This is a genomic window from Mycolicibacterium sp. 624 (assembly GCF_040548615.1).
Lineage (GTDB): Bacteria > Actinomycetota > Actinomycetes > Mycobacteriales > Mycobacteriaceae > Mycobacterium.
The window spans coordinates 150,669-173,180 of the sequence record NZ_JBEPRZ010000002.1 but is presented as its reverse complement, the minus strand read 5'-3'; the positions used below and the strand labels follow the sequence as shown (position 1 = coordinate 173,180).

At 66.6% G+C, this 22,512-nt stretch carries 14 protein-coding genes; 7 read left to right on the top strand and 7 right to left on the bottom strand.

The window, feature by feature from the left end:
- Nucleotides 1-35: 35 nt before the first annotated feature.
- On the bottom strand, nucleotides 36-3,800 hold the full coding sequence (locus tag ABIA65_RS07920) for a multifunctional oxoglutarate decarboxylase/oxoglutarate dehydrogenase thiamine pyrophosphate-binding subunit/dihydrolipoyllysine-residue succinyltransferase subunit (protein WP_354523188.1): 3,765 nt from the start codon (nucleotides 3,798-3,800) through the stop codon (nucleotides 36-38).
- 182 nt (nucleotides 3,801-3,982) lie between these two features.
- Nucleotides 3,983-4,726: a hypothetical protein gene (locus ABIA65_RS07915; RefSeq protein WP_354523187.1), complete on the bottom strand. Its 744-nt coding sequence runs from the start codon at nucleotides 4,724-4,726 to the stop codon at nucleotides 3,983-3,985.
- 161 nt (nucleotides 4,727-4,887) lie between these two features.
- On the opposite strand from ABIA65_RS07915, the gene ABIA65_RS07910 reads away from it, so the two are divergent.
- Both ABIA65_RS07910 and ABIA65_RS07905 read left to right on the top strand, forming a co-directional pair.
- On the top strand, nucleotides 4,888-6,183 hold the full coding sequence (locus tag ABIA65_RS07910) for a multidrug effflux MFS transporter (RefSeq protein WP_371746984.1): 1,296 nt from the start codon (nucleotides 4,888-4,890) through the stop codon (nucleotides 6,181-6,183).
- A gap of 283 nt (nucleotides 6,184-6,466) precedes the next feature.
- A complete protein-coding gene (locus ABIA65_RS07905; protein ID WP_354523733.1) occupies nucleotides 6,467-8,518 on the top strand; it encodes an MFS transporter in 2,052 nt (683 codons plus the stop codon).
- 42 nt (nucleotides 8,519-8,560) lie between these two features.
- On the opposite strand, the gene ABIA65_RS07900 is transcribed toward ABIA65_RS07905, so the two are convergent.
- From ABIA65_RS07900 to ABIA65_RS07885, 4 genes are all read right to left on the bottom strand, one after another.
- Nucleotides 8,561-10,096 (bottom strand): HNH endonuclease signature motif containing protein, encoded by a 1,536-nt coding sequence (locus tag ABIA65_RS07900; RefSeq protein ID WP_354523186.1) that lies wholly within the window; start codon nucleotides 10,094-10,096, stop codon nucleotides 8,561-8,563.
- A gap of 152 nt (nucleotides 10,097-10,248) precedes the next feature.
- Nucleotides 10,249-11,613 (bottom strand): FAD-binding oxidoreductase, encoded by a 1,365-nt coding sequence (locus ABIA65_RS07895; RefSeq protein WP_354523732.1) that lies wholly within the window; start codon nucleotides 11,611-11,613, stop codon nucleotides 10,249-10,251.
- An 8-nt stretch (nucleotides 11,614-11,621) separates the two neighbouring features.
- On the bottom strand, nucleotides 11,622-15,077 hold the full coding sequence (locus tag ABIA65_RS07890; RefSeq protein ID WP_354523185.1) for a TM0106 family RecB-like putative nuclease: 3,456 nt from the start codon (nucleotides 15,075-15,077) through the stop codon (nucleotides 11,622-11,624).
- Between the two features lie 44 nt (nucleotides 15,078-15,121).
- Nucleotides 15,122-15,688, bottom strand: a complete 567-nt coding sequence (locus ABIA65_RS07885; RefSeq protein WP_354523184.1) for an LppP/LprE family lipoprotein — start codon at nucleotides 15,686-15,688, stop codon at nucleotides 15,122-15,124.
- Between the two features lie 73 nt (nucleotides 15,689-15,761).
- On the opposite strand from ABIA65_RS07885, the gene ABIA65_RS07880 reads away from it, so the two are divergent.
- From ABIA65_RS07880 to ABIA65_RS07870, 3 genes are all read left to right on the top strand, one after another.
- Nucleotides 15,762-17,432 carry a DEAD/DEAH box helicase gene (locus tag ABIA65_RS07880; RefSeq protein WP_354523183.1) on the top strand — a complete coding sequence of 557 codons (1,671 nt, stop codon included), beginning with the start codon at nucleotides 15,762-15,764 and terminating at the stop codon, nucleotides 17,430-17,432.
- 10 nt (nucleotides 17,433-17,442) lie between these two features.
- Nucleotides 17,443-18,582: an acyltransferase family protein gene (locus ABIA65_RS07875; RefSeq protein WP_354523182.1), complete on the top strand. Its 1,140-nt coding sequence runs from the start codon at nucleotides 17,443-17,445 to the stop codon at nucleotides 18,580-18,582.
- Between the two features lie 441 nt (nucleotides 18,583-19,023).
- On the top strand, nucleotides 19,024-20,169 hold the full coding sequence (locus tag ABIA65_RS07870; protein WP_502919553.1) for an ABC transporter ATP-binding protein: 1,146 nt from the start codon (nucleotides 19,024-19,026) through the stop codon (nucleotides 20,167-20,169).
- Between the two features lie 11 nt (nucleotides 20,170-20,180).
- Here the strand turns inward: ABIA65_RS07870 and ABIA65_RS07865 are convergent, their stop codons facing one another.
- On the bottom strand, nucleotides 20,181-20,810 hold the full coding sequence (locus tag ABIA65_RS07865) for an Lrp/AsnC family transcriptional regulator (RefSeq protein WP_241403839.1): 630 nt from the start codon (nucleotides 20,808-20,810) through the stop codon (nucleotides 20,181-20,183).
- A 31-nt stretch (nucleotides 20,811-20,841) separates the two neighbouring features.
- Here ABIA65_RS07865 and ABIA65_RS07860 point away from each other — a divergent pair, with 31 nt between their 5' ends.
- The gene (locus ABIA65_RS07860) at nucleotides 20,842-21,705 is read left to right on the top strand and encodes an ABC transporter permease (RefSeq protein ID WP_354523181.1); all 864 of its coding nucleotides are present in this window, start codon (nucleotides 20,842-20,844) and stop codon (nucleotides 21,703-21,705) included.
- Entirely contained in the window at nucleotides 21,698-22,501 is an 804-nt protein-coding gene (locus ABIA65_RS07855; RefSeq protein WP_354523180.1) for an ABC transporter permease, read from the top strand. Before ABIA65_RS07860 ends, ABIA65_RS07855 begins: the two co-directional genes overlap by 8 nt.
- Nucleotides 22,502-22,512 lie beyond the last annotated feature (11 nt).

Here is a 22,512-nt window from a genome sequence, read left to right as displayed (position 1 = left end):
TCGCGCATTTCTTCACGTTCGCGGTAGGGACAGGGTCAGCTGAACGCCTCGTCGATGATCTCCTGCTGCTCGACGGCGTGCACCTTCGAGCTGCCTGAGGACGGCGCCGACATGGCACGCCGCGAGATCCGCTTGATGCCGGTCAGGTGATTGGGCAGCTGCTCGGGCATCGCCAGACCGAACGTCGGCCACGCACCCTGGTTGGCCGGCTCCTCCTGCACCCAGAAGTACTGCTCGACGTTCGGGTACTGGTCGAGTGTCGCGGCGAGCCGGCGCTTGGGCAGCGGGTAGAGCTGCTCGACGCGGACGATCGCGACGTCCTCGCGGTTGTCCTTGACCTTGCGGGCCGCCAACTCGTAGTAGATCTTGCCGCTGGTCAGCAGGACCCGCTTGACCTTCGACCGGTCGCCGTCGCCGTCGGTGTAGGTCGGCTCCTCCATGATCGAGCGGAACTTCTGCTCGGTGAAGTCGCGGATGTCGCTGACGGCTGCCTTGTTGCGCAGCATCGACTTCGGCGTGAAGACGATCAGCGGCCGCTGGATGCCATCCATCCCGTGTCGCCGCAACAGGTGGAAGTAGTTGGCCGGTGTCGACGGCATCGCCACCGTCATCGACCCCTCGGCGCACAGTTGCAGGAATCGCTCGATTCGGCCCGACGTGTGGTCCGGACCCTGCCCCTCGTGACCGTGCGGCAGCAGCAACACCACGTCGGCCAGCTGGCCCCACTTGGCCTCGCCGGAGCTGATGAACTCGTCGATGATCGACTGCGCGCCGTTGACGAAGTCGCCGAACTGCGCCTCCCACAACACCATCGCGTCCGGGTTGCCGACCGAGTAGCCGTACTCGAAGCCGACCGCGGCGTACTCCGACAGCGCGGAGTCGTACACCATGAACCGGCCACCCGACGGCGTGCCATCGGCGTTGGTGGCCAGCAGTTGAATCGGCGTGAACTCGGCTCCGGTCTTGCGGTCGATGATCACCGAGTGCCGCTGGGTGAAGGTGCCGCGCCGGGTGTCCTGACCCGAGAACCGCACCAGCTTGCCGTCTGCCACCAGCGAGCCCAGCGCGAGGATCTCGCCGAAGGCCCAGTCGACCTTGCCCTCGTAGGCCATCTCGCGACGCTTCTCCAGCACCGGCATGACACGCGGGTGCACGGTGAAGTCCTCGGGGAACGCCAGGTGAGCGTCGCCGATCCGGGCCAGCAGTGACTTGTCCACGGCGGTGCTGAGTTTCGCGGGCAGCACCTGATCGGACTCGACCGACTCGCTGGGCTCGATGTCGTGCTTCTCGAGTTCGCGGACCTCGTTGAAGACTCGCTCCAGTTGGCCCTGGTAGTCGCGCAGCGCGTCCTCGGCCTCCTTCATCGAGATGTCGCCACGGCCGATGAGCGCTTCGGTGTAGGTCTTGCGGACGCCACGCTTGGTGTCGATGACGTCATACATTCCGGGCTGCGTCATTGACGGGTCGTCGCCCTCGTTGTGTCCGCGGCGGCGGTAGCACAGCATGTCGATGACGACGTCCTTCTTGAACTCCTGACGGAAGTCCATTGCCAGCCTGGCCACCCACGCAGCGGCCTCCGGATCGTCACCGTTGACGTGGAATATCGGCGCCCCAACCATTTTCGCGACGTCGGTGCAGTACTCGCTGGACCGCGAGTCGAGCGGCGAGGTGGTGAAACCGATCTGGTTGTTCACCACGATGTGGATGGTGCCGCCGGTGCGGTAACCACGCAGCAGCGCCAGGTTGAGCGTCTCGGCGACCACGCCCTGACCTGCGAATGCGGCGTCACCGTGCAGCATCATCGACACGACGGGGAAACGGCCGGCTCTCTCGGCGTCCTCGACCAGATCCTGTTTGGCCCGCACCAGGCCCTCGAGGACCGGGTCGACCGCCTCGAGGTGGCTCGGGTTGGCCACCAGCGACACCTCGATGTCGTTGTCGCCGAACATCTGCAGATAGGTGCCCGTGGCGCCGAGGTGGTACTTCACGTCGCCGGAACCGTGGGCTTGGCTCGGGTTGAGGTTGCCCTCGAACTCCCCGAAGATCTGCGAGTACGGCTTGCCGACGATATTGGCCAGCACATTGAGCCTGCCGCGGTGCGGCATGCCGATGACCACCTCGTCCAGGCCATGCTCAGCGGCCTGATCGAGCACCGTGTCCATCATCGGGATGACGGTCTCCGCGCCCTCGAGCGAGAAGCGCTTCTGGCCAACGTATTTCGTCTGCAGGAACGTCTCGAATGCCTCGGCGGCGTTGAGCTTGCTCAGGATGTACTTCTGCTCGGCGACCGTCGGCTTGTCGTGCTTGCCCTCGACGCGTTCCTGAATCCACTTCTGCTGCTCGGGTTCCAGGATGTGGGTGTACTCGACGCCGACGTGGCGGCAGTAGGCGTCGCGCAGCACCGACAGGACGTCGCGCAACTTCTTGTACTCGGCGCCGGCGAACCCGTCGACCTTGAACACGCGGTCGAGGTCCCACAGCGTCAGACCGTGGGTCAGCACGTTGAGATCGGGGTGGCTGCGGAACCGGGACTTGTCCAGACGAAGAGGGTCGATATCGGCCATCAGATGACCGCGGTTGCGGTAGGCCGCGATCAGCTCGATGATCCGCGCGTTCTTGTCGGAGATCGGGTCGGGGTTGTCGGTCCGCCAGCGCACCGGCTCGTACGGGATGCCGAGTTCACGGAAGATCTCGTCGAAGAACTCATCGTCGAGCAGCAGCTGGTGGACCGTGCGCAGGAAGTCGCCGGACTCGGCGCCCTGGATGATGCGGTGGTCGTAGGTCGAGGTCAGCGTGATCAGCTTGCCGACGCCGATCTCGTTGATGCGCTCCTCGCTGGCGCCCTGGAATTCGGCGGGGTACTCCATGGCGCCCACGCCGACGATCGCGCCCTGCCCGCGCATGAGCCGCGGCACCGAGTGCACGGTGCCGATGGTGCCGGGGTTGGTCAGGGAGATGCTGACGCCAGCGAAATCCTCGGCGGTGAGCTTGCCGTCCCTGGCGCGGCGCACGATGTCCTCGTAGGCGGCGATGAACTGGCCGAAACGCATCGTCTCGCAACGCTTGATGGCCGCCACGACGAGCGAGCGCTTGCCGTCCTTGCCGGGCAGGTCGATCGCGAGGCCCAGGTTGGTGTGAGCCGGCGTGACGACGTTCGGCTTCCCGTCGACCTCGGCGAAGTGCCGATTCATGTTCGGGAACTTCTTGACCGCCTGCACGATCGCGTAGCCCAGCAGGTGGGTGAAGCTGATCTTGCCGCCGCGCGTGCGCTTGAGGTGGTTGTTGATGACGGTGCGGTTGTCGATCATCAGCTTGGCCGGGATGGCGCGCACGCTGGTGGCCGTCGGCACATCCAGCGAGGCGTTCATGTTCTTGACCACGGCGGCCGCGGCGCCGCGAAGCACCGATGTCTCGTCCTCGGTGGGAGCCGGCCCGGCGGGGGCCTTGGCTGCTGCGGGTTCAGGCGCAGCGGGCCGTGGTGCCGTCGCCGGTTTGGTGGCGGTCTTGGCCTTCGGCTCTGTCGTGGTCGGGGCCTTCGGTGCTGCGGTGGTCGCTGGCGCCTTTGCGCCCGGCGACGGTGCGGCGGGGGGCGGTGCGGGCGCGGGGGACGGCGGAGCCTGAGGCTCGCGCGCGCCGTTGGTGCTCACCGAAGCGGTCGTGCCTGTGGTCGGCTCGGGGGAGTAGTCAACGAGGAACTCGTGCCAACTCGGATCCACGGAGGAGGGGTCCTCGCGGAACTTGCGGTACATCTCTTCGACCAACCACTCGTTTTGTCCGAATGGTGAAGGTGAACTGCTCACTGCAGCCGTCGCCTCGATTCCTCTGCCCTGACGAGCTACGGAGCACTCGCCATCTATTAGTGTGTCGGCCCGCCCTTGCGCCGCCCTAAAGGCTATCCCCCGCGGTCGGTGCGGGCCACGACAACCGTCTTATGGTCATTTTGGCCCCAGATTTGACCGGTCGCCGGGACACGTTTTCTTTGCTACTGCTTGGGCGCGGGGAGTATGACCAGCGTCGAGGGCCACCTCAGCGGTGGTGAGCCAAAGGCGCTGCGGGCGTTGCCGACGATCTTTTTGCCCATCAGTCGATTGCCGACGCCACCGACGACCGCGCCAACCCCGACCGGCAGCATCTTGCCGAACGCGATGGCGCCGCGCTTGAACGCGTAGCGCTTGACGAAGTACTTCATCAGGCGGGAGTTGAGCTGAGACACGGCGGGCAGCGGCAGCGACGCGGCGCCCTCGGCCAGCCAGGTGCCGCTGGTGCGCCCCGGACCGATCAGGTCGGCCACGGCGTTCTTGCCGTCCTCGCCGACAAGCACGGCAAGGACCAGTGCGCGCCGACGCTCCCGATGATCGGCCGGGATGCCGTACACCTCGGCGACCGCGAGCACGAACACCGCGGTGGCCTCCAGGAAGACCACGGTCTCACCGGCGACGGCCGACATGGCGACCAGTGTCCCGATGCCGGGGAAGGCTGCGGCCGATCCGACGGCGGCACCGCTGGCCATCACCGCGGAGAGGTAGTGCTTCTCGAGCTTCTTGACGATGTCGGCGGGTGTCGCGTCCGGACTGTGGTCGCGCAACCGGTCGACGTAGGCCTTCACTGCGGGCGCCTGCACCCGTGACCCGCGTTCGATGATCTGGGACAGCGCCTTGAGCATCATGCTCGGGTCTTCGTCGGCGCCGACGGGCTGCAAATCCTTGGCACGAGAGCGAGCACTCATAGTTGTCGGCCTCCACATGTGTGAACCGCAGGAACGTTCAGGCTATCGCTTGTCCAACGTACGGCGGTCTGTGCGCGTTGCCCGGGAGTGATCGCGGTCACTGTTGGCCGGGCGGCGCCGATTCGGGAAGAAAATATTGATATGCATTGCTAACCAAGTTCATGGCAGCATCGCAGCACGTGGACCTCAGGAGCGCGGAAACGACAGCCGACAGCGTGGTGGTCGCCAGTCCGGCGCCTCCCAACAGAATCAAGATGATCGTGGTCCTGGGCTTGCTGGTTGCGCTCGGGCCGCTGACCATCGATATGTATCTGCCAGCGCTGCCGCGCATCGCCGATGACCTGTCGGTGTCGTCGTCGATAGTCCAGCTGACGCTGACGGGCACGCTGGCAGGCCTGGCACTGGGTCAGCTCGTGATCGGCCCCCTCTCGGACTCACTGGGCCGGCGCCGTCCGTTGATGGCGGGCATTGTGCTGCACATGATCGCCTCGGTGATCTGCATGTTCGCGCCCGACATCGTCGTACTCGGCGTGGCGCGCTGCCTGCAGGGGATGGGTGCGGCGGCGACCATGGTGGTGGCCCTGGCGATCGTGGGTGACCTGTACTCCGATTCGGCGGCCGCGACGGTGATGTCGCGGCTGATGCTCGTGCTGGGCGTGGCTCCGGTCATCGCGCCGTCGCTGGGCGCAGCGGTGCTGCTGCACGCGTCGTGGCACTGGGTGTTCGCCGTGCTGGTCGTGCTGGCCGGTGGACTTCTGCTGCTCGCCGCGCTGGCCCTGCCCGAGACCCTGCCGCGGTCGCATCGCCGACCGCTGCGGGTGGGCGGCATCCTGCGGACCTACGGCGAGCTGCTGTCCGATCGCCGATTTGTCATGCTCGTGCTGGTCGCCGCGCTCGGCATGTCCGGTTTGTTCGCCTACATCGCGGGCGCGTCGTTCGTGCTGCAGGGCCGGCACGGTCTGGATCAACAGGCGTTCGCGTTGGTGTTCGGCGCTGGTGCTGTGGCCCTCATCGCCGCCACGCAGTTCAACGTGGTGCTCCTGCGACGCTTCTCACCGCAGTTCATCACCGTGTGTGCTTTGGCTGTGTCGTCGGTCATCGGGCTGGTCTTCGTCGGCTTATCGGTCGCGGGCGTGGGCGGTTTGGCGGCGTTCGTCGTCCCGGTCTGGCTGATCCTCGGTGCGATGGGCCTGGTGATTCCGAACGCCCCGGCATTGGCGCTGACTCGCCACCCCGACGCGGCGGGCACGGCGGCGGCACTGCTGGGAGCGGCGCAGTTCGGCCTCGGCGCGGCCGTGGCCCCGTTGGTCGGCGTGCTCGGCAATGACGAGATAGCGCTGTCGGTGGTGATGACGGCCGGTGTCGTGATCGCACTCGTCGCGTTGCTCGCAATGGGTGCGGTGCGTTCGGGCAGAGGCGACCAGGGCGTTGCCCCGGTGGTGACGGAAGGCGCGTAAGCACCACCGACGCTCCGCCGCGCCGACTTGTCGCCGAACTTCTCGGTCCGTAGCGTCGGCGGAACAAATCGTTTCCCGTGATCGAGTAGATGTTGCAGAAACACGTGTTCAGGGCGGTGCTGGTGCCCGCTCCCTCGCCGGCCGCCCCGCGTACCCTCGCGGGCCGGACGGCCGCGCCGTCGCACCCGATCGAGGTCCGCCGGTGAGCACACTTCTCGACACCCTCAAGGGCCTGCGGGCCACCAGCCCCCAGTCGGCTAACCCGTGGCACGCGCTGTGGGCCATGATGGTCGGCTTCTTCATGATCCTGGTCGACGCGACCATCGTCGCCGTCGCCAATCCGTCGATCATGGACAGCCTGCGGGCGGACTACGACGCCGTCATCTGGGTGACCAGCGCCTACCTGCTCGCCTATGCCGTCCCGTTGCTGCTGGCGGGCAGGCTCGGTGACCGGTTCGGCCCCAAGAACCTCTACCTCGTCGGCCTGGCGCTGTTCACCGTCGCATCGCTGTGGTGTGGCCTGGCGGGCAGCATCGAGATGCTGATCGCGGCCCGCGTCGTCCAGGGCATCGGGGCGGCGCTGCTGACACCGCAGACACTGTCGGCGATCACGCGGTTGTTCCCGGCCAACCGTCGCGGCGTGGCCATGAGCATCTGGGGTGCGACCGCGGGTGTCGCGACACTCGTCGGGCCACTCGCGGGTGGTGTTCTGGTCGACGGACTGGGTTGGCACTGGATCTTCATCGTCAACGTCCCGGTCGGCGTCATCGGCTTGGTGCTGGCGTACTGGCTCGTGCCCGATCTGCCCACCGAGAAGCACGGTTTCGATCTGCTCGGTGTGTTCCTGTCCGGCGTCGGCATGTTTCTCATCGTGTTCGCGCTGCAGGAGGGCCAGTCACACGACTGGTCGCCGGGAATCTGGGCCACGATTGCCGCAGGCCTGGCGTTCATGGCGGCCTTCGTCTACTGGCAGTCGGTCAACTCCGGTGAGCCGCTGATTCCGCTGCGGATCTTCGGCGATCACGACTTCAGCCTGTCCAACCTCGGCATCGCGGTCATCGGGTTCGTCGTCACGGCGATGATCCTGCCGGTGATGTTCTACGCGCAGGCGGTCGGCGGGCTGTCGCCGACACGTTCAGCGCTGCTCGTCGCGCCGATGGCCATCGCGTCGGGAGTGCTTGCCCCGGTGGTGGGCAAACTCGTCGACAGGGTGCCACCGCGCCCAATTGTCGGGTTCGGCTTCTCGGCGCTGGCGATCGCACTGACCTGGTTGTCATTCGAGATGACGACGACGACGCCGATCTGGCGTCTGGTGCTGCCGCTGACCCTGATGGGCGTCGGCATGGCGTTCATCTGGTCACCGCTGGCCGCGACGGCCACCCGGCACCTGCCCGGCACGCTGGCCGGGGCCGGTTCGGGGGTCTACAACACCACCCGTCAGGTCGGCGGTGTGCTGGGCAGCGCGGGCATCGCCGCGTTCATGACGTCACGGATCAGCGCCGAGATGCCGGGCAGCGGTGCCCGAGCCGACTCGGACGCCTCGATAACGCAGCTGCCCGACTTTCTTCAGGTGCCCTTCGCCGCGGCGTTGTCGCAGGCGCTTCTGCTGCCCGCCTTCGTCGCGCTGTTCGGCATCATCGCGGCGTTGTTCCTGCGCGGGGCCGACGAGCTGGCGCCGACCGCTGCGGCGCGATCGTCGGACCGTGATGAGCACCGCCTCCCCGATGAGTACTACCCCGACGATGACGAGTACGTCGAGTACGTCATCGAAACGGAGGAACCGGCGTGGGAGGAAACCGCGTGGGAGGAAACCGCGTGGGAGCGACCCCAGCCGGTGGCCGAGCCCCGACCGGTAGTCACACCCGGGCCACCCGCCGATGACAGCGAAACCGAGCCGCTCGCCGTGCATGTCGAGCATCCCCTGCACGCTCCGGCGGACACCTGGCACGGCGGACCGGTCGAGACGTGGCAGCACCTCGCCGAGGTTGACGAACATCCGGACGTCGAACCCGAGGTCGACGCGACCACCGAGGTTCACCCCGTCGTGCCCAGCGCGCTCGTAGACGACCTGCCCGCTCCCGCCACCCAGGCTCAGCACAACGGGCGCGAGCCGTGGCACAGCATCCTCGACGATCTGCTGGGCGACGCGGCGCCCAAGGACCCCGAACCGCGGACGAATTGGTTCGAGCACAACGGGTTCCACGTCGATGACACTGAGGCCGTGCAGGCGCCACCCCCGCCGGCGCCACCGAGTCGATCAGGCGGCAGGCACTCCCGCGATGACGACGACGATGCGGGCACCTACGGCAGGCACTCGATGCGGTTCCGCGACTAGCGTTCGCCGAGAAGCTCATTCGATCGCGTCCCACCGGCTAGCTCAGAACGGTGGGATCGAGTTGGCCATCGCCAGCTGTGCCGCCTGCTGGTTCTCGCGGCGTTCCTCGTCGATGCGTCGTTTGCGGTCCTCGACCCGGGTGGTGTCGCGGCGGGGCATGGTGAGACCGGTGTTGGCGGTGCGCGTATCCGTGGCTGTGATGGGTGCGGTGGGTTCGCACAGTGATGGGAACAGCAGGTGGCTGCCGGGTTGGGTGTGGTAGGTCTGTCCGTGTGGTGCGGTCCAGATGATGGTGCCGTCGGGTTGTTGTCGGTCGCGCCAGCCGTCGGGGCCGTTGTAGAAGGTTTTGAGCAGGTGGTGTTTTCGGCACAGGCACTTGAGGTTGGACGCACACGTCGGCCCGGTCGGATAGGGGATGGTGTGGTCGATGTCGCTGTGATCGGCGGGGTGATCGCAGCCGGGGAATCGGCAGGTCAGGTCGCGGCAGCGCACGAAGTTCGCCAGTGCCGCCGAGGGGGTGTGGCGCGGTTCGGGTGGTCTGTTGCCGGGGTGGATGATGCGTTTGATCGCGGCGGTCAGGGCGAGGCGGCGGATGATGGGGCCGGCCAGGACCGGGCCGCCGATCATGACCCCGGGTGTGGTGGCGGCGGGTTCGCCGGGGTCGGTGTCGGTCAGGGCCTCGGTCAGGGTGAGTTCGCGCACCGGCTTGTCGAACAGTCGGGGCTGTGCGCCGTCGAGGGCGGCGTCCTGGCGTGCGATGGCGTCGTTGTGGTCGGTGATGGTGTCGTCGTGGGTGATCACGTAGATCACAGTCGAACTCGGGACCGGTGTTGTGGTGTCGCAGTCGGGTTGCCCGCACAGGCAGGCGAGCCGGTCGGCTCCGGCGGCCAGGGCGCCCAGGGCGTCGGCGCGGCGTTGGTCGCGGGTGCGGGGGTCCTGGGTGCACACCGTGGCCGCTAGCGCATGCAGGCGTTGATCGAGGGCCTTGGCGTCGTGGGCGAACAGGGTGGCCCACAGGGATCCGAGGCCGCCGGCGTCGTCGAGGCAGATGTCCACAGACCGGTCGCGGGCTCGGGTCTGGGTGCGTCGTATGGCGTGGGGGTCATGGCGTTCGATGAAGGTGTCGATGGTGGTGATGGTCGTGTGCTGGGACATCGGCGGCCAGTCCGCTATGGCGGCGGCCAGGTCGGTGTCGACGGCGCGTAGGGCGTCAGCGTCCTTGATCAGGGCGGTGCGCCACACGATGGCCGAGGCCAGTTGGTAGGTCAGCGCGCCCGTGGCGAGGAGTGCGGCCACTTTGGGTAGCCGGTCGCGTAGTGAGGTCGCGACGAGCAGTTGGCTGGAGGCGGCTGCGGGGGTGATCTGTTGGGCGGCGCCGATCTCGGCGCAGACGGCTGCCCAGTTGTCCAGGTACCACTGTTCGCGGGAGGCGGAGTCGTCGGCGGATTGGCGCGCGTCGAGTATCGCGACCATCGCGGCGAGCCTGCGTGCGCACGCGGCGGCTTCCACCCGGGCCCACGCCGCGACCGCGCCACCCCCACGGGCGGTGGATGCCTCGGTCACCAATTCATCGAACATGTGTGCGAATTTACCCGGATCGCCGGGCTCGCGGGAGAAGGAAAGTCGCTGGTTGTGGCGATCTGTGGATGAATCCGCGACTGTGGATAACCTCATCGCCAACCGGTGAAAATGTCAGAGCCCCATGCTATTACGCCGGCTTACTCCAACCTCTAACGCTCGATGAACAGCACGGCGGGATTGAGGTAGCCGTCGGGATCGAAGGCGTTCTTCACCGCGCGCATCGCCGCGATGTCGGCAGGGGTCCGCGACATCGACAGGTAGTCGCGCTTGCGACTGCCCACGCCATGTTCGGAACTGACATTGCCGCCGTGCTCGCCGATCAAGGCCATCATCGCCGCGTACAACGCCTTCTCCTTGTCGCCGTCCAGCGCGCATCGCACCAGATTCAGGTGCAGGTTGCCCTCGCCGATGTGACCGAACAGCACCGGAATTGCCTGCGGCGCGTGCTCGGCGACCAGCGCGTTGGCGGCCGTCGCGAAACCGCTGATCCTCGCCAGCGGCAGTGACACGTCGAATTTCAATGGCGGGCCGAACAGCCCCAGCACCTCGGCGACTGACTCGCGGACCTGCCAAAGCCGTTGGGAGGCAATGGAATCCACGCCGACGGCGGGTTCGCCGACCACATCGGCACGCTCGAGCGCGTCGGCCAGGCGTTCGGTCTGATCGGTGTCGCCAGCCAGCTCGACCAGCAGCTGCCAGTCGCCCTCGACGGGCGCGGCCACACCGAGGTGCTCGGCGGTCAGCGCACTTGCCCTGCTGTCGATCAGCTCGCACGCGGCGATACCGTCGGCGTCGCGGAACTCACGACCCGCGGCGATCAGCGCGTCGAGGTCGGCGAATCCGGCGATCGCGGTGACACGATGGGCGGGCGTGGGATGCAGCCGGATGTCGAGCGCCGTGATGACACCGATGGTGCCCTCGGCGCCGACGAACAGCGATGCCAGGTCGTAGCCCGTGTTATCGCGGCGGACCTCGCTGTGCCTGCGCACCACCGACCCGTCGGGCAGGGCGACGTCGAGACCCAGGATCTGCTCGGCCATGTTGCCGTATCGGACGGTGCGCAACCCGCCGGCATTGGTCGAGGCCATGCCGCCGACCGTGGCGCTGTCGCGTGACGCCAGGTCGACGCCGAACACCAGGCCGACGCCCGCGGCAGCCCTCTGCAATGCGGCTGCGGTGACGCCCGCGCCCACCCGGACACGCCGTTCGACGGTGTCGATGGCCCCGACGTCGTTGAGCCGCTCGGTCGACAGCAGCACGTCATCGTGTTCGGGCACGGTGCCCGCGACCAACGATGTCCGCCCGCCCTGAATCGTCACCCGGGCACCGGCATCGCGGCACGCGCGCAGCACGGCCGCCACCTCCTCGTCGGAGCCCGGCCGCACCAGCGCGCTTGCCCTACCCAGGTAGCGGCCGGTGTGGTCGATGCAGCGGCCGGCCAGCACGTCAGGGTCGGTGCTGACGTGGCGGGCCCCGACAAGCTCCACCAGGCGGGCGGCCAGTGCTGTAGACAGCGGTTCGGTCACCCCGTGGGTGTACCACAGTGCTCGTCGTCGGCAGACCACTCGCTCGACAGCGACAGGAACGCGCCCAGTTCGATGAGGCGGTCCGGAGTGGCGGGCAGGTAGTCGGTCAGCATCGCCGACCGAACGATGACGGCGGCGTACTTGGCGCGGCTGACCGCAACGTTCAACCGATTCCTGTTGAACAGGAACGAGACTCCGCGCGGCGCGTCCTCGGTCGAGGATGCCGTCATCGACACGAACACCACGGGCGCCTGCCTGCCCTGGAACTTGTCGACGGTGCCGACCTGGACGTCATCGAGACCTGCGGCATCGAGACGCCGCCGCACCGTCACCACCTGCGCGTTGTAGGGCGTGACGATCAGAAAGTCGCGGGGTTCCAGCGGCCGCGTGCCGGTCTCGTCGGTCCACGCCGTGCCGAGCAGTGCCTCGATCTCGGCGACGATTGCGGCGGCCTCCTCTGGGCTGTCGGTGGAGTTGCCGTCGTGATCGACCGTCAGCACCCGCACACCCGGCGCCACTCCGTCCAAATGCCGGGCGGCGCTGACGTCCTCGCGCGAGCGCAGCCGACCGTCATACGACAGCCGAGACACCGGCCCGCACACCGCCGGGTGCATCCGGAACGAGTAGTCCAGAAAGTAGCCGCGCTCGGGCGGCAGAATGTGCTCACCGTCGACCAGCCAGCCCAGTGCGGATTCGTTGACCGGTTCGGGGTGTGTGCCCTGACTGACCTGTGGCAGCTGCTGCGGATCGCCGAGCAGCATCAGGTTCCGCGCCGAGGGCGCCACCGCGATGGTGTTCGCCAGGCTGTACTGGCCCGCCTCCTCGACGACCAGCAGATCCAACGCGAGGCGCGGAATCTTGTTGTCGTTGGCGAAGTCCCACGCCGTGCCGCCCACCACGACACCGTCGTTGTCACTGATGAAACCGGCGAACTCCGGGTTGGTGATCTCGGTCCAGCCCCTGCACTCGGAGTTGGTCTTCTTGGCGATCCGGGCGCCGTCGACGCCCGCGGAGATGAGATCGGTGAACAGGTTCTCCACCACCGCGTGCGACTGCGCGACGACGCCGATGCGCCATCCGTGATCGTTGACCAGCCGTGCGATGACCTTGGCTGAGGTGAACGTCTTACCGGTTCCCGGCGGTCCGTGCACCGCGAGGTAGGACGAGTCGAGATCCAGTAGGGCAGCGGTGATGTCATCGGCGATATCGCCGTCGCGGGGGAGTGGGCCACCGCTGACGGTGCGGGGCGCGCGCCGCAACAGGATGTCGGTCACGGCGTCGGCGGGCAGGTTCGGCAACCCCGCGCCGACCAGCGTCGCGGTCGCCGCGATGGACTCCTGCAGCGGTTTGGTGTTGATCGGTGACCCCGGTGTCAGGGCGAACGGAAGCCGGTCGAAGACGTCGCCACCCTTGGGCTGCTTCTCGCACACGAGGACCTCGGTGGGTGCCTCCGGGTCGTCGCACTCCATGACCGTCACCGTGCCGAACGCGCGCCGGTCCGGGTCGTCGGTGAGACCCAGCGGCGCGGGCGGTTCGTACAGCGCGAACATGTCCCGGCCCAGTTCGCCGTTGGCGATCTCGCCGGTCAGCCGCACGTGTCGTTGCGGTTTGCGCGCCCTCGGCGGCTGGTGCCAGTCGTTGACGATCTCGGCTCGCTCGGCGATGAAGACGTCGCTGTTGTCCGACCACTCGTCGACGGGATTGTTGACGCGATCGAAGTGGGCCCACCAGAACGGTTTGTCCTCGCGCTTGTGGAACCCCCGCGCGGCGGCCACCATCGCGACGGCGGTCTGCTCGGCGGTGCGCTCCTCGGTGCCGTCCCCGGCGAACCGCAGCAGCGTGCGGTCGAGACCGTCGGCGATCTCGACGGGGGCCTGCGCACCGTCGTCGCGCACGGGCTGCGGCCCGCGTGGCGGAACACCCGACTCGATCGCGCGGGCCATCAGCCAGTCGCGCAGCCGACGTGTCGAGCGACAGTCGTAGCGGTTGTAGTCCTCGATCTCCTTGAGCACCACGGCCGCCTCACCCGCGTGCCCGTCGTCGCGCAGTGCGCAGTAGCGGGCGTACTGCGTGATCGAGTCGGTGGCGGTGGTGACCTCACCGCTGCGTAGCTCGTTGCCCATGTAGAGCGGCTCGAGGTACTTGATGCTGTAGCTCTCGGTGCCGACCCGAATGCTCTTGCGCACCAATGGATAAAGATCTACGAGTACACCGTTGCGCAGTAGCGCGTCGACGTCGTCCTCGCCGACGCCGTACCGGCCCGCCAGCCGCAGCAACGTGCTCTTCTCATACGCCGCGTAGTGGTAGATGTGCATGCCCGGGTAGCGCTTGAGCCGCTTGCGCACCATGGTGAGAAAGTCGTCGAGGGCCTGGCGCTCGCTGGTTCGGTCGTGGGCCCACATCGGATGGAACTCGTCGGTGGCGGTGAGCACGCCCCACAGGTACTCCAGGCCCCACTCCCGGCCGTTGCGCGTCCACAGCGGATCGCCCTCGAAGTCGAAGAACAGATCACCCTTGTTCGCATCCGGCAGCACCATCAACGGCTGTGGGTCGACGACTTCATAGGGCGGCTTGCCGTCCACCCGTGGCGCGACCTGAAGCCGGGCCTGGGCGGTGAGCGCCTTGACCGCGCGGGACGACAGTTCGGGCACCGCGCCCGCGTGCTCGGCCAGTTGCGACACGGTGACGACGCCGGCGTCGAGCAGCCGGGCGCGCTGGCTCACCCGCATCCCCGCCACCAGCAGCAGGTCGTCATGCGCACGGACCTCGATGGCGCACTCCGGGCAGCGGAAGCAGGCCCGGACGTTCTCATCCGCCCAGGACACGGCGGTGCCGCCGGCGAAGTGATCGTCGAGCAGACGCTCGAGCGCCGCGCGCCTCGGCAGGTAGACCGGCAGGAGTTCGTCGACCCGGTAGCTCGTCATGACGCCATCCCCGAGGAGCAGCTCGACCTCTGGGTGCACCGGAATGCCGTCTTTGGCCAGGGTGTCGGCGTACGCCGCGAGTTGCAGGAGCGCCTCGACCTTGACCGAGCGCGCGAGCTTGGTGTCTCGCAGGCGGTACCGCTGGCCGGTCTCATCATCGGCGAGCACCAGGAAGTCGGCGAAGCCCAGGAAGCGGCCGTCGAACATCGCGGCCTGGAAGATCGCGGGCGCCCGTCGGTCGACGGCGCTGCGGGTCGCCTCGGCTGCGGCGGTCAGGCCCGCGATCGTGTAGCGGGGCCGGCCAATCACCACCACGTTCTCGCCGGTGTCGGCACGAAGCTCATCGAGGTGGCGGCCTTCGTGGTCGTCACCGAGTTGCGCTGTCCGCGCGAGCAGTTCGTCATCGGATGAGACCTTCGGGCCCCAGCCGAGCTTGGCGTCGAACGCCCGCAGCAGCGCGTACTCGCACCGTGCCGCGGCGGCGAGATCAGACGCGCTGTAGACGACGCGGTCGTCGAGGACGAACATCGTCCGCCACTGTAGGGGAGCGCGCCGACACGAGGGCGCACTCGCTATCCGGTGTTGCCGATCAATTCCACGCCATTGCCGTTCCACCGGAACCGCACGATGCTGCGCAGCCCGCTGGCGTCGTTGGCGTACATCAGGGCGATGGTGTCGCCGGTGGTCGTCGCCTCGTCGATGCCGTTGAAGCCGTAGGTGTCGGGGACGCCCGACGGGATGAACTTGCCCTGGTGGAACATCAGGGCCCTGGTGTTGGCGTTACCGGCGTTGGTGTTCGCCTTAACGATCACGACCGACAGCGGGGCGCACTCGTTGTAGTTTCCCGCCACCGGCTCGGGACTCCACGGCTGGTTACTGCGGGGATCATGGGGGAGTTCGGAAACGGCCTTGGCGATCTCCGGTGCCGCGAGGTTGACCGCGCACGGGTCGGCGGGCGCGGCGCTCGTGGTCGGGCCCGCGGCGATTGTCGGCTCGGGGGCCGTCGTTGTGCCCGCTGCGGCCGGTCCGGTGGCCTCGGGAGTCTTGGAGACGGTCGAATCACCCGCCCCGCATCCGGCCAGGAACACCGCCGCCAGTACTGCCGCTCCGAACACCGGAACGTCTGCGACCCACTTCACAACAGGGCACGGTACCCGGCTCTACACCGTCGAGGGGGGAAGGAGTCGCTGGAGGACGTAGACTGCAACCTCGATGACCTCGCCCGAATCGGACGCCCAGAGCGCCGACATGACCTTTGCCGACCTGCAGATACACCCAGCCGTCCTGCAGGCCGTTACCGATGTCGGCTACGAGTCGCCCTCGCCGATCCAAGCCGCCACCATTCCTGCGATGTTGGCTGGTTCCGACGTCGTCGGTCTGGCGCAGACGGGCACCGGCAAGACGGCGGCGTTCGCGATCCCGATCCTGTCCAAGATCGACACCAGCAGCCGTGTCACCCAGGCCCTGGTGCTGGCGCCGACGCGCGAACTCGCGCTGCAGGTCGCCGAGGCGTTCAGCCGCTACGGCGCCCACCTGCACGTCAACGTCCTACCGATCTACGGCGGCTCGGCGTACGGGCCGCAGCTGGCCGGTCTCAAGCGTGGCGCTCAGGTCGTCGTCGGCACGCCCGGCCGTGTCATCGACCACCTGGAGAAGGGCAGCCTGGACCTGTCGCACCTGGACTACCTGGTGCTCGACGAGGCCGACGAGATGCTCCAGATGGGCTTCGCCGAGGATGTCGAGCGCATCCTCGAGGGCACGCCCGAGTACAAGCAGGTCGCGCTGTTCTCGGCCACCATGCCGGGCGCCATCCGCAAGATCACCACCAAGTACTTGCACGATCCGGTCCAGGTGAAGGTCGACTCCAAGACCGCGACCGCCGACAACATCACACAGCGCTACATCCAGGTGGCTGGCCCGCGAAAGATGGACGCGCTGACGCGGCTGCTCGAGGTCGAGTCGTTCGAGGCGATGATCGTCTTCGTCCGCACCAAACAGGCCACCGAGGAGGTCGCCGAGAAGCTGCGGGCGCGGGGATTCTCCGCCTCCGCCATCAACGGCGACATCGCACAGGCCGTCCGCGAGCGGACCATCACCGCGCTCAAGGACGGCTCCATCGACATTCTCGTCGCGACGGACGTCGCGGCCCGTGGCCTTGATGTCGAGCGCATCTCGCACGTCGTGAACTACGACATTCCGCACGATCCCGAGTCCTACGTCCACCGCATCGGTCGTACGGGTCGGGCCGGGCGGTCGGGTACAGCGCTTCTGTTCGTGTCGCCTCGTGAACGGCATCTGCTCAACTCAATCGAGCGCGTCACCCGCCAGAAGCTCGTCGAGTCCCAGTTGCCGTCGGTCGATGACGTCAACGCCCAGCGGGTGGAGAAGTTCCGCGACTCGATCACCCGTGCGCTGGGCTCACCCCAGATCGAGCTGTTCCGCAAGCTGATCGAGGGCTACGAACGCGACAACGATGTGCCGATGGCAGATATCGCCGCCGCGCTGGCGCTGCTGAGTCGTGACGGCGAAGAGTTCCTCATGACGGAGCCGCCCCCGGAGAAGCGCCGCGAGCGCCCCGACCGGCCCGATCGTCCGGACCGCAAGCCGCGCGAGCGGCGCACCGACTTGGCCACCTACCGCATCGCGGTCGGTAAGCGACACAAGGTCGCACCCGGGGCGATCGTTGGCGCGATCGCCAACGAGGGCGGACTGAACCGCAGCGACTTCGGGCACATCACCATCAAGGTCGATCACTCGCTTGTTGAGCTGCCGAAGAAGCTGTCCGGTGAGACCATGAAAAAGCTTGCGAGCACCCGCATTCAGGGCCAGCTCATTCACCTCGAACCCGATAGCGGGCCCAAGGCGCGCTACAACCCCAAGTAGACCTCCTGAAGTGACGCTGTCCAAGGGACTCGACGCGCAGGGGGGATTGGAATCGGTGTCGGCCTCACGGGTCGACTCGCTGACCGGAATCCGCGCTGTCGCGGCGATTTTGGTGGTGCTCACGCACGCGGCCTACACCACGGGCAAGTACACCCACGGCTATCCCGGTCTGGTGTACTCGCGGATGGAGATCGGCGTGCCGATCTTCTTCGTGCTCTCCGGGTTCCTGTTGTTCAGCCCGTGGGTGCGGGCAGCCGCCGCGGCGAGCCGCGAGGCGCCGTCGGTCCGTCGCTACGCGTGGCACCGAGTGCGGCGCATCATGCCTGCCTACGTGGTCACGGTGCTCGCGGCGTATCTGCTGTATCACTTCCGCACGGCGGGCCCGAACCCCGGCCACACCTGGATGGGTCTGTTCCGCAACCTGACGCTGACCCAGATCTACACCGATGACTACCTGTTCTCCTATCTGCACCAAGGGCTTACGCAGATGTGGAGTCTGGCCGTGGAGGTCGCGTTCTACGTCGCGCTTCCGGTGCTGGCCTACCTGTTGCTGGTGGTGCTGTGCCGTCGCCGGTGGCAACCCAGGCTGCTGCTCGCGGGTCTGATGGTGCTCGCCCTCGTCACGCCGGCGTGGCTGACGCTGGTGCACGTCACGGACTTCCTGCCCGATGGGGCCAAGCTCTGGCTGCCGACATACCTCGCGTGGTTCGTGGGCGGCATGGTCCTTGCCGCGCTACGGGAGATGGGGGTACGCGGCTACGCCATGGTCTGCGTGCCGCTGGCGCTCGTCTGCTACTTCATCGCGTCCACGCCGATCGCAGGCGAACCCACCACCTCGCCAGCCGAGTTGCGGGAGGGCCTGTTCAAGGCGGGCTTCTACGCCATTATCTCGACCCTGGTCGTGGCGCCGCTGGCATTGGCCGACCGCGGTTGGTATGCGAGTTTCATGGCGAGTCGGCCGATGGTCTTCCTCGGCGAGATCTCCTATGAGATCTTCCTGATCCACCTCGTCACAATGGAACTCGTCATGGTCAACGTCCTGCACTACCCGATCTACACCGGGTCGATGTTCTGGCTGTTCGTGATGACCATGCTGGTGACGGTGCCACTGGCGTGGCTCTTGCACCGTTTCACCCGAGTTCGTTCCTAGCTTCTGCGGGGATGGCGGCCCGGTGTTCGGCAAGCGGCCGCAGACGCGACAGCCCGCCGTCGGGGTAGACGTCGAGGCGCAAATGTGTTGCGGCACGCCACCGCGCATCGCGCCGCCACTGCAGAACACTTCAGCCTTGAGACTCCTTGTTGTTGGACTGGATGGTCACGGGTTTCCGGTCGCCCTCACCGACGTACAGCGGAATCCGATGGTCACACTGTAGGAATCGGTGGCAATTCGGGCAAGTCCTAGCGATTTCATTGCCAATTTCCAACTTTTTCACTGATTCCGCTTGCGTAGATCGACGATATCGACAATGGTCTTACTCACACCGACGTGATCGGCGCCACGCCGCAGTCACGCCAGCACGAGGAGGACCCAGCCGTGAGCAAGACCGGCAATCCCACCGTCGACGCGCCGGCCCGACCCGGCGGGTCGGATCTGAGCGTTTCCGATCCCGTAGTCGAGATCGACCATGTCACCAAGCGTTTCGACGACTATGTCGCGGTCGCCGACGCGCACTTCTCGATCGGCTCAGGAGAGTTCTTCTCCATGCTGGGCCCGTCGGGATGTGGTAAGACCACCACCTTGCGGATGATTGCCGGCTTCGAAGCCCCGACAGAGGGGGCGGTACGGCTGCAGGGAGTCGACGTCTCCCGCGTTCCCGCCCACAAGCGCAACATCAACACGGTCTTCCAGCACTATGCGCTGTTTCCCCACATGACCGTCTGGGACAACGTGGCGTACGGACCTCGCAGCGCGAAGAAGGGTGCGGCCGAGGTTCGCCGCCGGGTCGACGAGATGCTCGAGGTGGTCCGTCTGACCGACTTCGCCCGCCGTAAACCCGCCCAGCTATCCGGCGGGCAACAACAACGTGTCGCCCTGGCGCGCGCCTTGGTCAATTACCCCAGCGCGCTCCTCCTCGACGAGCCCCTTGGCGCGCTCGACCTCAAGCTGCGCCACGTCATGCAGTTCGAACTGAAACGCATCCAGCGGGAAGTCGGGATCACCTTCATCTACGTCACTCATGACCAAGAGGAGGCCCTCACGATGAGCGATCGCATCGCGGTCATGAACGTCGGCTCCGTCGAACAGATCGGCAGCCCCGCCGAGATTTACGAACGCCCCGCCAGTGTCTTCGTCGCAAACTTCATAGGCCAGGCCAACCTCTGGCACGGCCACCAAGGCGCGGTCAACGGCAACCGCGCTGACTTCTCGGCACTGGGCACCACGCTGCCCGCCCGCTGCGGCGCCACCAGGATCGAGAATGGCGGGCGCGCCACGCTCATGGTGCGGCCCGAACGAGTCCGGGTGTCGACGTCACCGACTGGCGCGGACATGGCCAGCACCCCTGCGACCGTCGTCGATGTCACCTTCCAGGGTCCTGTCATTCGCCTGAGCCTGGTCGCTCCGGACAACTCGCCCATCATCGCGCACATCACTCCCGAGGGCCCCGAAGCCGGCCTCTCGCTGCTGCGTCCGGGCGATCCTGTCTATGCCTCTTGGTCACCTGAGGCCTCCCTCGTTCTGCCCGCCGCCGACATCCCCGCCGCGAGCGACCTCGACGAGAGCCTCGTGGAGTCGTGACCGGTGTCGGCTCAGCGAGTGGTCGGCCAGACGCCGGCTTCGTAGGAGAGCTTCAACAGCTTGAGGTACACCAGGGTCTCCACGGCGGAGACCTCGTCGATGGTGCGGATGGAGTCGTTGATGACCGACAGCAGATGCTCGCCGTTGCGGCAGATCACCTCGATCACGATGTCATGCACGCCGGCAACCGCGACGGCAAAGGTGACCTCCGGGAGGGCGCTCAGCTTCTGCGAGATCCGCTCGATGTCGCCGTCGGCCTTGACCAGCAGCATCGATGTGTAGTGGCCACGGGAGAGGGGGTTGGTCACCGTGACGACCTGCATGTGCCCCTGCTCGATCAGTCGCTGGACACGCTGCCGGACGGTCGCCTCGGACACGCCGACCTCTTTGGCGATGGCGGCGTAGGGCTTTCGGCCGTCCGAACGCATCGAATCGACAATCGCCGCCGATATCCGGTCAAGTGCGGGGGTCGGCTCCTCGGTCATCCTCGGTCCTTCACTGTTGTCCGGCAAGGCATTCGGGATTCTAGACGACGAATCCGATTGAATACTACCGACGTTGCGCTCAAATCGATAATATTTGGCAACTTTCGCACGGATTCCGTCGTTCAGAGTGAGGAAACCGAACATGTCGACGCTCACTAGATCGCGCTCCGAAAGGACGGAAGGGCCCGTGCGAATAGGTTGGCGGCTCGGGCTCCTACCTGGGTCGGCGTGGATCGCCTGTTTCTACCTCGTGCCGCTCGCCCTCATCGTGGCGGCATCGGTGGCCACCCCAGACGTCATCGGACGGCCCATATATGGCTGGTACACGGAGAGTTTCGGTCTGGTGTTCCAGCCGGACTACCTGCCGATTGTCCTGCGCACCTTCGCCTATGCCACCATCGCGACGCTTCTCTGCCTGTTGATCGGCTATCCGTGCGCGTATGCGATCTCCCGATACGGCGGGCGATGGAAACCGGTACTGCTACTGGCGATCCTGGTGCCCTGGCTGGCGGACTACCTCGTGCGAATCTATGCGTGGGTCCAGATCCTCGGCAGGGACGGGCCGATCAATGGACTGCTCGCGCGGCTCGGTATCGGACCGGTGAACCTGATCGGCACGCCCTACACGCTGAATCTTGGCCTGGTGTATAGCTTTCTACCGTTCATGATCCTGGCGGTCTACCTGGCCGTTGAGCGTTTGGACTACCGCCTCATTGAGGCCTCCGGCGACCTGTACTCGGGGTCGGCACGCACGTTCGTTCAGATCGTGGTGCCGAGTACCGCGGGAGGTATCGCCGCGGGATGTCAACTTGTCTTCCTGCTCAGTTTGGGCGATTTCGCGATCGCCCAGTTCCTCGGAGGGTCGACCTACATGATGGGGAATCTGATCCGCGACCAACTCGCAACCGCGGGCTCGCTACCCTTCGGCGCTGCGCTCACGGTGACGCTGCTGGCGGGAATGCTCGCCTTCATGGCGGTCATCTATCTGCTCGCGGCCCTGGTGCGCGCCGTGGTCAACCGACGCCGACTCAGCGGGATGACCGTTGGCTAGCGGGGGCAGCCGCCGGATGCCCGGCTGGCTGCTGGCAATAGTCCTCGGGACCCTGGTGTTTCTCGATCTGCCCCTGTTCGTGATCGCCATCTTCTCGTTCAACTCCTCGAAGTCGCTCTCGGAGCTCGATGGACTGAGTTTCCGCTGGTATGAGCAGGCCGCCACCAATCCCGAGGTGATGTCCGCACTGGGGCTGAGCCTCGTTGTGGCGACCGCGTCCACTGCGATAGCGGTGGTGCTCGGTACAGGGCTGGCATACGGATTCGCGCGCGGACCACGCCGTGTCACCCGGCCGATCGAAGGGGTGACGCTGTCCACGCTCATCACCCCGGAACTGGCGACCGCCGTCGGTTTGATGACGTGGTTCGCGACGCTGCGATTGCCGTTGTCGACGGTCACTCTGATCATCGGCCATGCCACGTTCACGCTGGTCTACGTGACCGTGCTCGTTGGGAATCGGATTCGCAGTCTCAATCCGGCTCTCGAGGAGGCCGCCAGTGATCTTGGTGCCGGACGTGGCCGGACCTTTGTCACCGTCGTTCTGCCGCAACTGCGTTCGGCCATCATCGGCGCCGGCGTGTTGGCGTTCGTACTGTCCTTCGGCGACTTCGTGACGTCAGTCTTTCTGTCGGGCACCGAGGTTGCGCCGCTGCCAGTGCGGATCTACGGAATGCTCCGCTTCGGCTTGACCCCCGAGATCAATGCCGTCGGCACCGTGATGATCCTCATCACCGTGCTGCTCGGTCTCGCGGGAATCTGGATTCAACGTTCAAAGTCCCGACCCAGTTCACAGTGAAATACCAGGAG